The organism is Pseudomonas sp. RW3S2 (genome assembly GCF_014268955.1).
GTDB classification, from domain to species: Bacteria; Pseudomonadota; Gammaproteobacteria; order Pseudomonadales; family Pseudomonadaceae; genus Aquipseudomonas; species Aquipseudomonas wayambapalatensis.
Genome location: NZ_JABWRM010000002.1, coordinates 85,558 through 100,811 on the forward strand (window position 1 = coordinate 85,558; position 15,254 = coordinate 100,811).

Consider the following 15,254-nt stretch of genomic DNA (forward strand, 5'->3'; position numbering starts at 1 on the left):
GATTCATGTTGGTGATGCCAAGACTCAGGCCCAGGGACAGAAAGGCAAATCGTGACAGCTATCAAGAACCAGGACATACGGCACATGGTGCATCGTTTTATAGCCGCCATCTTCGCCCTGCTCGTCAGCGGCGCAGTGTTGGCGCAGGCCCCTCAATCGAGCTCGGCCATCTCCTATACCCGTGACATCCAACCGATCTTCACCCAGAAGTGCGTGGCCTGCCACGCCTGCAACGACGCCGCTTGCCAGCTCAACCTGGGCAGCGCCGAGGGGGCCGAGCGGGGCGCCTCCAAGGTGCCGGTGTACCAGGGCGAGCGCAGCCAGGCAGTCGCCACCACGCGGCTGTTCTATGACGCTCAGAGTGAAGAGGGCTGGCGCAGGAAAGGCTTCTATTCGGTACTCGACAACCAGGGCAGCCAGGCCGCGCTGATGGCGCGCATGCTCGAACTGGGCCACAAGACGCCGCTCACGCCCAACGCCAAGCTGCCTGAAGAGATCGTCCTGGGCCTTAACCGCAACAACATGTGCCCGTTGCCCCACGAGTTCGACGCCTATGCCGGTGCGCACCCGAAAGAGGGCATGCCGCTGGCGGTCACCGGGCTGACAGACCAGGAGTACTCGACCCTGCAGCGCTGGCTGGCGGCCGGTGCACCGGTCGAGTACCAGCCGATCCAGCCGAGCCCCAGCGAAGCGAAGCAGATCGCCGACTGGGAGGCGCTGCTCAACCGCCCCGGCTCCACCGAGGCGCTGGTGGGGCGCTGGCTGTACGAGCACTTGTTCCTGGCGCATATCTATTTCGTCGGCGGTGAGCAGGGCCACTTCTTCCAGTGGGTGCGCTCGCGCACGCCGAGTGGCCAGCCGGTCGACGTGATCGCCACGCGCCGCCCCAACGACCCGCCGGGCAATGACTTCTACTACCGGTTGATCCCGGTGCAGGGCGTGATCGTGCACAAGACGCACATCACCTACCCGATGGGGCCGCAGAAGCTCAAGCGGGTCAAGCAGCTGTTCTACAGCGGCGACTGGCGCGCCACCTCGCTGCCGGGCTATGGCCCGCAGCGCCGCGCCAACCCGTTCGAGACCTTCGAGGCGATCCCGGCGGTGGCGCGCTACCAGTTCATGCTCGACAACGCCGAGTACTTCGTGCGCACCTTCATCCGTGGCCCGGTGTGCCGTGGCCAGATCGCCACCGACGTGATCCGCGACAACTTCTGGGCGCTGTTCCAGGAGCCGGCCCACGACCGCTACGTCACCGATGCCGCCTACCGTGGCCAGGCCACGCCGTTGCTGGCCATGCCGGGGCAGATCGACGATGTCGGCAGCGTGCTGAGCCTGTGGCGTGCCTACCGCGACAAGCGCAACGACTACGAGACGCTGCGCCGCGAAGCCTACGCCGAAATGCCGCCGCCGAGTTGGTCGACGCTGTGGGCAGGCAACGACAACGCCTTGCTCAGCATCTTCCGCCACTTCGACAGCGCCTCGGTGAGCAAGGGCCTGATCGGCGACGTGCCGCTGACCATCTGGCTGTTCGACTATCCGTTGCTGGAGCGCACCTACTACCAGCTGGCGGTCAATTTCGACGTGTACGGCAACGTCTCGCACCAGTTGCAGACGCGCCTGTACTTCGACCTGATCCGCAACGGTGCCGAGGTCAACTTCCTGCGCCTGATGCCGGCCGACAAGCGCGGCGCGATCCTCAGCGACTGGTACCAGAACAGCGGCAAGGTGAAGATGTGGCTCGACTACACCGACATCGATACCGATACCCCAAGCGCCCTGCATCTGAACGAGCACAATGCCACACGCGACTTCGGCCTCAAGTTGCTGCAACGCACTGGCAGCCTGAACGCGGCGCCCGATCCGATCAATCGCTGCACCGGCGCCTATTGCTCGCGCCCGCAAATGAGCGAGGAGTTCCGAGATGTGGAGCAGAGCCTGAGCCGCCTGGTGTCGCGTCCGGCCGCAGGGCTGAAGGTGATCGGCCAACTGCCCGAGGCAACCATGCTGCGCATCGAAGGGCAGGGCGGTCAGCGTCAGGTCTACAGCCTGCTGCGCAACCGCGCCCACAGCAACGTTGCCTTCCTGCTGGGCGAGGCCTACCGCTACCAGCCGGGGCTGGACACCTTGACCCTGTATCCGGGGGTGCTGAGCAGTTATCCGAACTTCATCTTCAACATTCCGGCCAGCGACGTGCCGGAGTTCGTCGAAGACATGGAAGCGGCGCGTGACGACCAGGGCAAGTTCGAGCGTATCGTCGAGCGTTGGGGCGTGCGCCGCAGCCATCCGCAGTTCTGGCAGTACTTCCATGACCTGAACACCTACATCAAGGAAACCGAACCGGTGGAGGCCGGCGTGCTGGACATGAACCGCTACGAGAACCTCTGATCGATTGCCGGGAAAGGCGTGCGACCTTTCCCGGCATTCTGCGGTCGGACCTGTGGGTGGCCCCGGGGATGCGTTGCAGCCCATCGCGGGCCTGAATGCACCAAGAACCGCAGGACAACCCATGTTGTATTCGCTTCAGGCTCTCCGGGCGTTCGCCGCCTGGGTGGTGGTTTGCCACCACTTCATGCAGATCTTCTTCGATTTCAATGCCAAAGGCCCCGTCGGCCGCCTGCTCGCCGAGCGCGGAGCGGTGGGGGTCGATATCTTCTTCGTCATCAGCGGCCTGGTGATCTACCTCTCGACCCGCGACAAAGTCATCGCCCCGCGCGAATTCCTGCTCAACCGCGCCTTGCGCATCGTCCCGGCGTACTGGTTCTACACCTTGCTCATGGCCCTGCTGTTAATAGTGGCCAGCCGCTGGATGCCGCACCAGGTGTTCGAGTGGCAGCACCTGGTGCTGTCGCTGTTGTTCGTGCCCGCGGAAAACCCGGGTGGCTACGGGCTTTATCCCACGCTCAATGTGGGCTGGACGCTGAACTTCGAGATGTTCTTCTACCTGTTGTTCGGCCTGGCGTTCCTGGTGCGCCAGCGTCATCACCTGGTGCTGGTCACTGCGGCGCTGCTGCTGGTCAGTGAGGTGCTGGGGCGCCTGGGGGTGCTCAGCCGCTTCTACAACAACGACATCATCTACGAGTTCCTGCTGGGCATCGGCCTGGGTGTGCTGTATCGGCGCGGGCTGATCCGCGAGGGGCTGTGGCTGCCGCTGGCGGTGCTGGCGGCGGCGGGGTATGCGCTGTACCAGCTCGATGCTTCGCAGCGCCTGCTGCATTGGGGCTTGCCCAGTGCGATGGTGGTGCTGGCCTTTGTCGCACTGGAGCCGTACTTTCGTGGCAATCAGGTGCTCAAGGCGTTGGGCGACTGTTCGTACTCGGTGTATCTCACCCATGTGCTGGTGCTGTGGGGAGGCTGGTTCATCAGCCAGCGGCTGCGGCTCAATCCGTATCTGGTGTTCGCCTTCTGCGTACCGTCAATCGGACTAATGTCGTGGTTCAGCTACCAGTGGCTGGAGCGCGGCCTGTACCGCCGTCTCAAGGCCTGGTTCGGGGTGCGGGGGATGCGCCAGGCGCAACCGGCACTATCCCGAGTCAATTACTAGGACTTTGTTCGAGGCTTGGCATGACGTACACTGGGCGACAAGTCTGTGAGGAACTTCCATGAGCGCTATAACCATTACCGACGCCGCCCATGATTATCTGGCCGATCTGCTCTCGAAGCAGAACACGCCCGGGATCGGCATCCGCGTTTTCATCACCCAGCCGGGCACCCAGTACGCCGAAACCTGTATCGCCTACTGCAAGCCGGGCGAAGAAAAGCCTGACGACACCGCCGTGGGTCTGAAGAGCTTTACCGCCTACATCGACGCCGTCAGCGAGCCGTTTCTCGAAGACGCACTGGTCGACTACGCCACCGATCGCATGGGCGGCCAGCTGACCATCAAGGCGCCGAACGCCAAGGTGCCGATGGTCAACGAAGACAGCCCGATCAACGAGCGCATCAACTACTACCTGCAGACCGAGATCAACCCCGGTCTTGCCAGCCACGGCGGTCAGGTGAGCCTGGTCGATGTGGTCGATGACGGCATCGCCGTGCTGCAGTTCGGCGGTGGCTGCCAGGGCTGTGGCCAGGCGGACGTCACCCTCAAGGATGGCATCGAGCGCACGCTGCTCGAGCGCATCCCGGAGCTCAAGGGTGTGCGTGACGTGACTGACCACACGCAAAAAGAGAACGCCTACTACTGATAGGCCCTATCGCGGGGCAAGCTCGCTCCTACACGTACGGCGTCGTGCCTGTAGAAGCGGGTTTGCCCCGCGATTGCATTCGCTGCCCGCCAAAATGTCTTCGCCTAGCAACAAAGTGTTACTGTTTCAAGCCCTGCGACAACAGGCCGCAGCCCGTAAATCAAGGGCTGCAGGCCGATCTGCCAGAGGTCGTCTGGATGGTGCGGGGGTGTCATGCCAGAATGCCCCGGTTTTTCGACCGGCCCTGCTCGAGGGCCGGCACCTTCCCTGTAAAGGATGGTTCCATGACTGATCTACTGACCCGGCGCGCAGTTGTCGCCGGGATGGGCGTACTGGGGCTTGGCCTGCTGGCGGGTTGTAACCCGGCCCGGGGCCTGGACTTCAAGTACGGCAAGAACATGAGCAACGAGATCCTCGGGCGCAAGTTCAAGCTCAAGGATCCTCAGGGTAACGAGCGTACCCTGTCGAGCTTCTACGGCTCGATGCCGATGATCTTCTTCGGTTTCACCCAGTGCCCGGCGGTCTGCCCGACCACGCTGGCACGCGCCGCGCAGATCCGCAAACTGCTCAAGGGCCGTGACCGTGATCTGTTCCAGGTGGTGTTCATCACCCTGGACCCGGAGCGTGACACCCCTGAAGTGCTGGACGCCTACGTCAAGGCCTTCGACCCCTCGTTCGTCGCCCTCACCGGCACCCCGGAAGAAATCGACGAGGTGGCCAGGGAGTTCAAGGTGTTCTACGAGAAGGTCCCTGCCGGCGACACCTATACCATTTCCCACTCGTCCACCAGCTACGTCTACGATACGCGTGGCACCTTGCGCCTGAGTCTGGGCCATTCCCTGAATGCTCAGGAATGCGCCGAAGACCTGCGCACCCTGATGGAGATCTGCTGAATGTCGATGCAACCGATCAAGCGCGGCCTGGCCGCTCTCGCCCTGCTGGGCCTGGCACTGCCGGCGCTGGCCGACACCACCGTAAGCGACGTCTGGGTGCGCGCCAGCGTACCGCACCAGCAGTCCACCGGTGCCTTCATGACCCTGACCGCCAGCACCGACAGCAAGCTGGTGGGCGTGGCTTCGCCGGTGGCCAAGACCGTGCAGGTGCACGAGATGACCATGAATGGCGATGTGATGGGCATGCGTGAAGTGAAGGCGGTGGAGCTGCCGGCTGGCAAGCCGGTCACCCTCGACCCCAACGGTTTTCACGTGATGTTGATGGGCCTGAACGACCAGGTGAAGGAAGGCCAGCAAGTGCCGCTGACCTTGACCATCGAAGATGCCAAGGGCCAGAAGCAGACAATTGAGGTGCAAGCGCCGGTCAAGCCGCTGACCGCCGAGATGGACGCCGGGCACGGCCACATGCACATGAAGCACTGAGTACCTACAGGGGCCGCGAAAGCGGCCCTTGTTCTTTCAGCCTGCTGTCGCTCAGCTACGGAATCGCGGCAGCGGCCGATCGATGGTCAGCGAAGTCAGGGTCTTGCGAACCTGGGCTTCGTCGGCCTCCAGGGCCTTGAGGCTCGCGCGGATCTTGCCGGCCGAGGGCACATCGCCCTGCCGGTCGATCCAGTCGGCGATTTCCTTGCAGGCGCTGCTCAGGCAGGCCTGGCGCTGGTTCATCAGCGTGATGAGGGTGGTGAGCTCTCGTTCTGACATGGCAGGATCCTCCGTTCAGCCCTCTCAGTGTAGCAGCGGCTGGCGGTCTTGCCGGGCGATGGGTCAGTGGTGCAGGCAGGCGAGACGGTAGGCGCCTGGCGTCACGCCGAAGGCCTGCTTGAACTGCCGGCTGAGGTGGCTCTGGTCGGCGAAGCCCAGCGCAAAGGCCACTTCCGAAGCTGGCAGGCCACGGCGCAGGAACTCTCGGGCGCGGGCCAGCCGACGCTGCTTGAGCCAGGCATGGGGCGGCAGTCCGGTGGCCTGGCGAAACACCCGGGCAAAGTGGAAAGGTGACAGGTTGACCGCCGCGGCCAGAGCCTCCAGCGAAGGCGGATCGGCCAGTTGGCTTTCCAGCAGTTCGCGGGCCCGTGCCACGGCCACCGGCTCGTGACCGGGGGCAGCAGGTTCGCTGCAATGGCCATGACGTTGTACCAGCGCCAGGACCGCATCGCGCCAGGCGGTTTGCTGCTCCAGCGCGCTCGCTCCGGCCTCCGACAGGCGGTGCACGCGGCTGAAGGCCGCCGCCAGGGTCGGGTCCTGCACCACGCTCTGCCTGAAGTGCGGCAAGCCGTGGCGGCCCAGCTCCAGCTCGTCGAGCACCCCGGTGACACGTTCGTGTTCCGGATAGAACGCACGGTAGCGCCAACCTGCCTCGTGGGCTTTGGCGCCGGTGTGCAATTCGTCGGGATTGATCAGCACCACGCTGCCGACCGGCGCCAGGTGATCACTGCCGCGGTGCCAGAAACACTGGGCGCCGGACTCTATCACGGTGAACACATAGCCTTCGTGCACATGCGGCGCAAAGCGCTGCTGTACATAGCGGGCGTGCAGCATCTCGACATCGCCGAGGGCTGGCGCCTGCCACAGGTGGATCTGTTCGCGCAGGGGCGTGCTCATGTCAGCCAGCTGCGCAGGAGAAAGAAAATCAGCATGCTCGCCAGCATGCTCAGCAATACGCTGCGGGTCAACAGCACCAGGGCGATGGCCACCAGCGAGCCAAGCAGGTAGGGATTGAGCGGGTCGAGGTTCAACTGATGCTCGGGCAGGAAAATGATCGGCCCGCAGATTGCCGTGAGCATCCCTGGCACGGCGAAGCCGAGGAACTGGCGCACGTTGGAGCCCAGGCGCAAGGGCAGGCGCGGCTCGAGAAAGACATAGCGATTGAGGAACACCACCACGCCCATCGCGACGATCAGCAGCCAGATCATGAGCGGCTCCCAGCGAATTTCTGACAGACAAAACCCGCAGCCATGCCCAGCAGGCCGGCGGCGACCAGCGCCGTCTCCCAGTGCCAATGGCTGAACAGCACCGAGCAGAACAGCGACACCGCCACGCACACCAGGGTCGGCACGCTGCGTACCAGCGGCGTGATCAACGCGACGAAGGTGGCGACGATCGAGAAGTCCAGGCCGAGCTGGTCCAGGTGCGGAATATTCTGGCCGAGGATGATGCCGGCCAGGGTGAACAGGTTCCAGGCCACGTAGAAGGTCAGGCCCACGCCTAATGCATACCAACGGTTGAACTGTTGCTGGTCGTGGTGGCTGGTCAGGGCGAAGAGTTCATCGGTGAGCAGAAAGCCCAACCCCAATCGCCAGCGGGTCGGCAGCCCCGACACCACCGGGCGCATGGACAAACCGTAAAGCAGGTGCTGCGACGTCAGCAGCAGGGTGGTCAGCAGGATCGACAGCAGCCCGGCGCCGCTCTTGAGCATGCCGATCGCCACCAGTTGCGCAGCCCCGGCGAAGACGATCGCCGACAGCCCTTGGCCTTGCCAGGCGCTGAGGTTGGCTTCGATGGCCATGGAGCCTGCGAGCAGCCCCCAGGGCGCAACGGCGAGCGATAACGGCAGGATGGCGACGGTGCCTTGGGTGAAGGCGTGGCGGGCGAGCGGCGGACTGCTGGACATGGCGGCTACGGACAAAGGCAGGGATGGGCAGCATGCCAGAGGAAAAAGCTGCCTGGCTTGAACGATCTTGCTCGTTTACCGGTGCGATGCGTTCTGTCACGACATTTTTTTCACATCCCCTTGCTAGGATCGCCGCGACAGTAAGGAGCGATCGATGATTCAAGTGTTGCGCAAGCGTGGCGTCAGGCTGACTTTGGCCGCGACAGCCGGAGTCGTCACCTGTGCCCTGGGCTTTTTTGCCTGGCAGACGTTCTACCCGGTGCAGGCCTCCGAGGGCTGGCACGTGCAGGTGCTCCACCGTGACGTGGCCAAGGCCGCCTCACTGCTGCCGCTGGCCGATGGCAGTCTGCTGGTCAGCCGCGAGCTGGACGATGGGCTGGGCAGCATTCTCAAGATCACCCCACAAGGGGAGCGGGTGGTGGTGGTCGATGGCCTGTCCAAGCCTGACGGCATGGTTGCGGTCGAGGGTGGCTGGGTGTTCAGCCAGGAGGGCGGGCTGGCCCCGGTCAGCCTGTCTCGCGATGGCCGGATCACCGCCTTGTTCAACGGCGAAAGCGTGCAAGGCCTGTGGAACGACGGCGACCACCTCTACGCCATCGAGGACCGCAAGGGCGATGGCCGCCTGATGCGCTATGACTGGCACAGCGGCCAGGTGCAAGTGCTGCGCTCGGCACTGACTGAAACCGAAGGGCTGACACGCTGCAGCGGTGGTCAATTGCTCTATACCGAAAAGGCTGCCGGCAAGATCCGTGCGCTGAACGAAGGGGGTGAAGACCCGGTAGTGGCCGAGGGACTGCGCAATCCCACCTTCCTGTTCTGCGACCAGCGCGGGTTGTGGATCAGCGAAGACTCCACGCATCGCGCGCGTCTGCTGCGCATCGATGCCGAGGGTAAGCGGCATACCGTGTTGTCCTTCCTCAAGGCGCCGCAGTCGATCGTGCCTGATGGCAAGGGCGGCTACCTGCTCGCCGAAGGCGGTCGCAATCGCGTCCTGCACCTGTCGCCGCCCGCGCAGGAACTGGAAGCGCATGTGGCCAGCCTCTACGCGGAACTGCCCTGATCCGTCTCAGTGGCCGACCAGCGTTTCACTTGGGTTGCGCGATCAGCAGCAGCGACTGCGGCACCGGGCTCTGGGGGTGTTGCGGCTCCTGCAGCGTGCACAGGTTGAAACCTGCCATGTCCAGTGCGGCAAGCCAGCTGGACAGCGTGCGGAAATACCAGGGCATGGGCTCCCAGTTGCCCTCGAAACCTGCAAAGGACTCTACCCGCCAGCCATCCTGATAGTTGCCCGCAGCCGCACTCCACGGATGCAGGGTCTGGATCACCAGTGCGCCGTCTGGTGCCAGCAGCGGCGCCAGGGCAGCGAGCAGCGGGATGATGTCCTGGTGCAGCAGGGCGAAGTTGGCACAGATCACCGAATAATCCCGACCGATCTCCACCTCGGCGCTAATCAGTTGCGTGTAGCTGGCCAGGTGCACCTGCGTCGAGCCTGCAGCCCTGGCCGACTCGACCAAGGTCCTGTCGCCGTCTACTCCCACGGCCTCGATTCCCCGGCCCTCCAAGGCGCGCAGCAGCCAGCCCTCGCCACAACCGAGGTCGAGCACGCGCTCCGGCTGGCAGCCGAGGATCGCCAGCAAGATCGCCTGGTCGGTGACCTGGCGGCGCGAGGCGATGCTGCCGCTGCGCACGGCCTCGATCCAGGCCTTGGCATTGTGCTGCCAACTGTCCAGCAACTGGGTGGTGGGATTGGGCATTGGTTTGCCTGCGTGCAGTGGGCGATGCACAGCATTCTAGTGCAACGCTGCCCCGAGACTTGTGCATCGGCCCATGCCCCCGCCACACTGGCTTCCCCGGACAAGGAGCAGCGCATGGCACTTTCGACGACGGATTTCACCACCCGGTTGCTGGTAGACGCGGGCATCGGCCCTGGCATGCGGGTGCTGGATGTCGGCTGTGGAGCGGGTGATGTGAGTGTGCTGCTCGCCGAGTTGGTCGGGCGTGACGGGGCGGTGGTCGGGATCGACCAGTCCGTGGCTGCGCTTGAGCTGGCACGCCAGCGGTCGCCTGTTTCGGGCCATGCCCTGGTCGAGTTCGTCGCGTGCGACCTGCATCGATTGCCCGAATCCCTGGGGCTGTTCGACGCCATCGTCGGACGGCGGGTGCTGATGTACCAGCCAGACGCCGTTCTGGCCGTGCGCAGGTTGTCCAGGTTGTTGCTGCCTGGCGGCGTGCTGGTGTTCCAGGAGCACGACAGCACCCTGACGCCCGCGAGCCTGGAACCTTTCCCGCTGCATCGCCGCGCCCAGCAGTGGCTCCAGCGAATGCTCGCCCATGAAGGGGCAGACCTGCACATCGGCTTCAATCTGCATCGCATCCTCACTGAAGCCGGATTGCAGGTGCAGAGCCTGCGCGCCGAATGCCTGTTGCAGACCCCGGACAGCCCCTACGGGCTGGCAGCGATCATACGGGCGTGCCTGCCACGAATCCTCGAGCACGGTATCGCCACGGCGCGCCAGGTGGGGATCGAGACGCTACAGGCACGGCTGGATGCCGAGCGCATGCAGTCGCAAGGGATCTATATCGGCGACATGGCATTCGGGGTCTGGGCGAACAAGCGCTGACGCAGTGGGAGAGGGGGCTTGCCAATCGCTAATGATTCTCGTTAATGTAATGTTATTACATTATCAATCGTCGTATCGGAGCATCGCCATGCAAGTCTTGTCATCCCTCAAGCGCGCCAAACTGCGCCACCGCGACTGTCAGGTGGTCAAGCGCCGCGGCCGTCTGTATGTCATCTGCAAGTCGAACCCGCGTTTCAAGGCGCGCCAAGGTGGAGTGAAGAAGAAGCGCGGTTGAGCAGCAGGCCTGTTTTCAAGGGTGTGAGCAAGACGGTTGCTCCCATCCGCGAATGTGCGGCGGTATACTCGCCGCCCGTTCGACTGTTATCCGAGTATTTCAATGGGTTTTTCCGCTACCGTCACACCTGAGCCGCGCCGCCTTGGCGCGCCGCTGATTGCCCTGGCCCTGCTGCTGGCAGGCGCCTGGTTCCTCAACCTCAATGCCGGTTTCAAGCATGTGCTGTTGCTGCTGGTCGGCGCGGCGCTGGGCCTGACCCTCTACCATGCCGCCTTTGGCTTTACCTCGGCCTGGCGGGTGTTCATCAATGAACGCCGTGGCGCGGGCTTGCGGGCGCAGATGGTCATGTTGGCGCTGGCGGTCCTGTTGTTCTTCCCGGCGCTGTCGGCGGGCAGCTTGTTCGGCAGCCCTGTCACCGGCCTTGTGGCCCCTGCCGGGGTGTCGGTGGTGTTCGGCGCGTTCATCTTCGGTATCGGCATGCAACTGGGCGGCGGTTGTGCCTCGGGCACGCTGTTCACTGTCGGGGGCGGCAATGCGCGGATGCTGGTGACGCTGCTGTTCTTCATCATCGGCTCGGTCACCGCGACCCACCATGCCGATTGGTGGTTCGCCCTGCCTTCATTTCCGGCCACCTCGATCGTCCAGGCGTGGGGCATGGGGCCTGCGCTGGTGGCCAGCCTCGCCCTGTTCGCGGTGATCGCCTGGGTCAGCGTGGTGCTGGAGAAGCGTCGCCACGGCGCGCTGGAAGCGCCCGTGAGCAGCGAGCATCAAGGCCTGCGCCGTTTCCTGCGTGGGCCCTGGCCACTGCTGTGGGGCGCAATCGCGCTGGCGTTGCTCAACTACGCCACCCTGGCGCTGGCCGGACGCCCCTGGGGTATCACCTCGGCCTTCGCCTTGTGGGGTGCCAAGACTTTGAGCGGGCTGGGCGTGGACGTGGGCAGTTGGGTGTTCTGGCAGTCGCCGGCCAACGCCAAGGCCTTGGCTGCACCGCTGTGGCAGGACATCACCACGGTGATGGACCTGGGGATCGTGCTGGGCGCCTTGCTCGCTGCCGGTCTGGCGGGACGCTTCGCGCCGAGCCTGAAGATCCCGATGCGCTCGCTGATCGCCGCGGTGATTGGTGGCCTGCTGCTGGGGTACGGTTCGCGTCTGGCCTATGGCTGCAACATCGGCGCCTATTTCAGCGGCATCGCCTCGGGCAGCGTGCATGGCTGGCTGTGGTTGGTGGCGGCATACGCCGGCAACCTGATCGGTGTGCGACTGCGCCCGCTGTTCTTTGCTGGCGAGCGACGAGCAGCAACCCTGACCGGTTGCTGAGGTGCTTTCAAGGCGCTGAGGCGTAAGCGATCAGCGCCTGTGAAATGGTGAGAAACTACATGAGGTTTTTCTATAAATGACTTCATGTATGTTTCTTATCAAATTGATAAATATAGATTTATTTTCTCGATTAATGACGATCGCGTGCGTCCGCTTCAGGCACTGAACCTCGCCTGCTGACCTTCTGTTTTCGTTTTGATGACAATTCGATAACGATTCCCATCCGAGATTCGTTTTCATGTGAATGCCGGCCAACCGGTATCCAGGACTTTCATCGAATCGAACAAGGAGAAGGCAGCGATGTTCGCGCCCATCAGCCGTAGCATGACTCTCACCTTGGGTCTTTGCGCCACCGTCATCAGCCCGGCAGGGGTGGCCGAAGAGCGCGAAAAGCGTTCCGAGGAAGGCGTACTGGAGCTCGGCTCCACCGAAATCCTCGCCCAGGGCCTGGGCAGCACCACCGAGCACACCGGCTCCTATACCACCGGCAGCATGAGCGCCGCCACGCGCCTGAACCTGTCGATCAAGGAAACCCCGCAATCGGTCTCGGTGCTGACCCGCCAGCAACTGGACGACTTCCAGCTCGACACCTTGTCCGAAGCGCTGGGCCACGTCACTGGCGTGACCGTCCAGCGCAACGACTCCGAGCGACCGATGTACTATGCGCGCGGCTACTCGATCAACAACTTCCAGATCGATGGGATGCTCAACACCTTCTCGGGGCTCAAGTCCGACTCCGACACCATCATCTACGACCGTATCGAGGTGGTGCGTGGCGCTACCGGCCTGACCACCGGCGCGGGTGATCCCTCCGGCACCATCGCCATGGTACGCAAGCGCCCATCCCATGAGCTGGCGGTGAAGACCGGCATCAGTGCCGGCAGTTTCGACAACTACTACAGCTACGTGGACGTTGGCGGCCCTTTGGGTTGGGACGGGCGCCTGCGTGGGCGCACGGTGCTGGCCTATCGCGACAACAAATCGTACATGGACCACTACCAGACCCAGCGTGAGGTGGCCTACGGCATCCTCGAGGCCGACCTCACCGACAGCACGGTGCTGGCGGTCGGCTACGACTACCAGAACAAGCATGTCCAGGGCTCCAGCTGGGGCACCGTACCCTACTGGAACGCCGATGGCAGCAAGGCCAACCTGCCACGCTCGACCAACCTGGCGGCGCCCTGGTCGTCCTGGCCACTGAAGGACCAGACGGTGTTCGCCTCGCTCGACCAGCAACTGGGCAACGACTGGCTGCTCAAGGCGGCCTACACCCATCGGCAAAGCGACAGCGACGGCAAGGTCTACTATGGCGGCAACGGCTTCCCCGAGGCCGACCGCAGCGGCATGAAGGCCTGGAGCAGCCATTTCTCCGGAGAGGAGCAGATGGATGCCGTGGACTTCAACCTTGCAGGCCCCTATCAGTTGCTGGGTCGTACCCACGATTTCATGATCGGCTACGGGGTTTCCGAGCGACGCGACAGCTCGCCGTACTACATCGGCCGCAACGATCCTGAGGGTTACGCGATCATTCCCGACTGGAAATACATGGGCGGTATTCCCAAGTTCTACGATCGCAAGACTGGCCTGGATGAATCGCGCTCGCGCATCGAGCAGAAGGCCGGCTACATCGCCACCCGGCTCAACCCTACCGATCGCCTGCACCTGGTACTCGGCAGCCGCTACGGCAGCTGGAAGACCACCAGCAAGTCCTGGACCTACGATGACAACCTGGCGGTCACCGACATTTCCCGCAGCGAGCAGACCCAGAACGACCAGTGGACGCCCTATGCCGGTGTGCTCTACGACCTCAATGAGCAATTCACCGTCTATGTCAGCTATACCGACATCTTCAACCCGCAGACCAACAAGGACATCAGCGACAAGTACCTGGACCCGGTCGTGGGCAAGGTCTACGAGCTGGGCCTGAAGGGCAGCCTGTTCGAGGATCGGGCCAACCTCAGCGCCGCGGTGTACCGCAGCAAGCAGGACAACGTTGCGGAGGTCGACGACTCGGTGCCGCCAGGCCCCAACGGCGAGCAGTACTACAAGTCCGGTGGCAAGGGGGCGGTGGTCGAGGGCTTCGAGGCCGAGTTGGCAGGCGAGGTGATGACGGACTGGCAGATGAGCCTGGGCTACAGCTACACCCACGCCCTGCGCGGCGACAAGACGCGCAAGGACACTGCCCGACCGATGAACCTGGTGCGTTTCTCCAGCACCTACAAGGTGCTGCCAAAACTGACCGTGGGCGGCACACTCGACTGGCAGAGCCACACCTTTGGTGTCGGTAACCGCCCAGTGGGGCGCAATGCATCGGGTGGCATCATCACCGCCAGAGACCGCATGAGCCAGCGGGCGTTCTCGGTGGTCGGGCTGATGGCCCGCTACCAGATCGACGAACACCTGTCGGCATCGATGAACGTGAAGAACCTGTTCGACGAGCACTATTACAACAACCTGGGGTTCTACAACGGCGTCTATAACGGCGAACCGCGCACCCTGATGGTCAGCCTGGACTGGTCGTTGTAGCGTCCCGCGCCTGGCCTGCGACGTGCAAGCGCTCGCAGGCCAGGTTCAGCGCCCCAGCGGCAGCGCCACCGCAATCATCGCGAACAGCGCGCCGCAGCAGCGGTTGAACCCCTTGCCGCCCTTGGCCAACCACGGCCTGATGCGACCGGCCAGGCGTGCCAGCAGGTATTCGACCAGGCATTCCACGCAGGCGAACGTCGCCGCCATCACGATGAACTGCAGGGCCAGGCCGCGTTGCGGGTCGATGAACTGTGGCAAAAAGGCGCCATAGAACAGCAGCACTTTCGGGTTGGACAGCGCCGACAGCAAACCCTGTCGGAACAAACCGGCATTTCCCAGCCGGGTCTGGCCCTGGGCCAGGTCCAGGTGCAGGGGTGGGGCACGCCAGAGCTGGATGCCGAGCCACAGCAGATAGGCGCCGCCGACCCATTTGAGCACTTGCAGCACGGAGCCGGACGTTTGCAGCAGTGCGCTCAGCCCGAACATCGCCAGGGCGATCAGGGCGCTGAAACCACACATGCCGCCGAGGATGGTGAACAGCGTTCGCCGCGCGCCGTAGCGGGCGCCATGAGTCAGGGCAAGCAAACTGTTGGGCCCCGGGGTCAGAGACAGGCCGATGCTTGCCAGCAGGTAGATGAGCCAGGTGTCGAGTGCCATGAGAACGCCTTGTAGGGGAAGGTGCGGCGGGCCCGCTGCGCGCAAGCGGCCCTGTGAGTGCGAAGTATAGGGCCGCTTGTCCTTAGCGCATGGGTATGATCTGGACGTTCAACTGTTGGCGTGCCAACACCCTGCGCACACTTTGCCCGCCAT

The 15,254-nt window shown here is 63.8% G+C and carries 16 protein-coding genes; 10 read left to right on the forward strand and 6 right to left on the reverse strand.

The genetic code is table 11. The features are described 5' to 3' along the window. Positions 1 to 84 precede the first annotated feature (84 nt). The 5 genes from HU748_RS03280 to HU748_RS03300 all read left to right on the forward strand — a co-directional run bounded on the left by HU748_RS03280 (position 85) and on the right by HU748_RS03300 (position 5,560). Complete coding sequence (locus HU748_RS03280) at positions 85 to 2,385, forward strand: fatty acid cis/trans isomerase (RefSeq protein ID WP_186708519.1); 2,301 nt, start codon at positions 85 to 87, stop codon at positions 2,383 to 2,385. Positions 2,386 to 2,506: 121 nt separating this feature from the next. Beyond that, positions 2,507 to 3,541 carry an acyltransferase gene (locus HU748_RS03285; protein WP_186665127.1) on the forward strand — a complete coding sequence of 345 codons (1,035 nt, stop codon included), beginning with the start codon at positions 2,507 to 2,509 and terminating at the stop codon, positions 3,539 to 3,541. A gap of 58 nt (positions 3,542 to 3,599) precedes the next feature. Continuing rightward, positions 3,600 to 4,184, forward strand: a complete 585-nt coding sequence (gene nfuA, locus HU748_RS03290) for a Fe-S biogenesis protein NfuA (RefSeq protein WP_063545100.1) — start codon at positions 3,600 to 3,602, stop codon at positions 4,182 to 4,184. Between the two features lie 284 nt (positions 4,185 to 4,468). Continuing rightward, complete coding sequence (locus HU748_RS03295; RefSeq protein ID WP_054890835.1) at positions 4,469 to 5,077, forward strand: SCO family protein; 609 nt, start codon at positions 4,469 to 4,471, stop codon at positions 5,075 to 5,077. After that, positions 5,078 to 5,560 carry a copper chaperone PCu(A)C gene (locus HU748_RS03300; protein ID WP_186719169.1) on the forward strand — a complete coding sequence of 161 codons (483 nt, stop codon included), beginning with the start codon at positions 5,078 to 5,080 and terminating at the stop codon, positions 5,558 to 5,560. A gap of 51 nt (positions 5,561 to 5,611) precedes the next feature. Here the strand turns inward: HU748_RS03300 and HU748_RS03305 are convergent, their stop codons facing one another. The 4 genes from HU748_RS03305 to HU748_RS03320 all read right to left on the reverse strand — a co-directional run bounded on the left by HU748_RS03305 (position 5,612) and on the right by HU748_RS03320 (position 7,745). Then, positions 5,612 to 5,839: a hypothetical protein gene (locus HU748_RS03305; RefSeq protein ID WP_054890833.1), complete on the reverse strand. Its 228-nt coding sequence runs from the start codon at positions 5,837 to 5,839 to the stop codon at positions 5,612 to 5,614. Between the two features lie 63 nt (positions 5,840 to 5,902). Then, a complete protein-coding gene (locus HU748_RS03310) occupies positions 5,903 to 6,736 on the reverse strand; it encodes an AraC family transcriptional regulator (protein WP_186665123.1) in 834 nt (277 codons plus the stop codon). Next, positions 6,733 to 7,047: an AzlD domain-containing protein gene (locus HU748_RS03315; protein WP_065862729.1), complete on the reverse strand. Its 315-nt coding sequence runs from the start codon at positions 7,045 to 7,047 to the stop codon at positions 6,733 to 6,735. The genes HU748_RS03310 and HU748_RS03315 overlap by 4 nt, the downstream gene beginning before the upstream one ends. Further along, positions 7,044 to 7,745: an AzlC family ABC transporter permease gene (locus tag HU748_RS03320; RefSeq protein ID WP_186665119.1), complete on the reverse strand. Its 702-nt coding sequence runs from the start codon at positions 7,743 to 7,745 to the stop codon at positions 7,044 to 7,046. The genes HU748_RS03315 and HU748_RS03320 overlap by 4 nt, the downstream gene beginning before the upstream one ends. 154 nt (positions 7,746 to 7,899) lie before the next feature. Between HU748_RS03320 and HU748_RS03325 the strand changes: the two genes are divergently transcribed. Further along, positions 7,900 to 8,805: a hypothetical protein gene (locus tag HU748_RS03325; RefSeq protein ID WP_186708520.1), complete on the forward strand. Its 906-nt coding sequence runs from the start codon at positions 7,900 to 7,902 to the stop codon at positions 8,803 to 8,805. 25 nt (positions 8,806 to 8,830) lie between these two features. Here HU748_RS03325 and HU748_RS03330 read toward each other — a convergent pair whose 3' ends face one another. Continuing rightward, positions 8,831 to 9,499, reverse strand: coding sequence for a class I SAM-dependent methyltransferase (locus HU748_RS03330; RefSeq protein ID WP_186719171.1), 669 nt, complete (start codon positions 9,497 to 9,499; stop codon positions 8,831 to 8,833). Positions 9,500 to 9,613: 114 nt separating this feature from the next. Between HU748_RS03330 and HU748_RS03335 the strand changes: the two genes are divergently transcribed. The 4 genes from HU748_RS03335 to HU748_RS03350 all read left to right on the forward strand — a co-directional run bounded on the left by HU748_RS03335 (position 9,614) and on the right by HU748_RS03350 (position 14,444). After that, the gene (locus HU748_RS03335; RefSeq protein ID WP_186665113.1) at positions 9,614 to 10,366 is read left to right on the forward strand and encodes a class I SAM-dependent methyltransferase; all 753 of its coding nucleotides are present in this window, start codon (positions 9,614 to 9,616) and stop codon (positions 10,364 to 10,366) included. A gap of 88 nt (positions 10,367 to 10,454) precedes the next feature. Next, positions 10,455 to 10,601, forward strand: a complete 147-nt coding sequence (ykgO, locus tag HU748_RS03340) for a type B 50S ribosomal protein L36 (RefSeq protein ID WP_186719173.1) — start codon at positions 10,455 to 10,457, stop codon at positions 10,599 to 10,601. Between the two features lie 102 nt (positions 10,602 to 10,703). Further along, positions 10,704 to 11,918, forward strand: coding sequence for a YeeE/YedE family protein (locus HU748_RS03345; RefSeq protein WP_186719175.1), 1,215 nt, complete (start codon positions 10,704 to 10,706; stop codon positions 11,916 to 11,918). A 300-nt stretch (positions 11,919 to 12,218) separates the two neighbouring features. After that, positions 12,219 to 14,444, forward strand: a complete 2,226-nt coding sequence (locus tag HU748_RS03350; protein WP_186719177.1) for a TonB-dependent siderophore receptor — start codon at positions 12,219 to 12,221, stop codon at positions 14,442 to 14,444. 45 nt (positions 14,445 to 14,489) lie between these two features. Here HU748_RS03350 and HU748_RS03355 read toward each other — a convergent pair whose 3' ends face one another. Continuing rightward, positions 14,490 to 15,101, reverse strand: a complete 612-nt coding sequence (locus HU748_RS03355) for a LysE family translocator (protein WP_112898414.1) — start codon at positions 15,099 to 15,101, stop codon at positions 14,490 to 14,492. Positions 15,102 to 15,254: the final 153 nt, after the last annotated feature.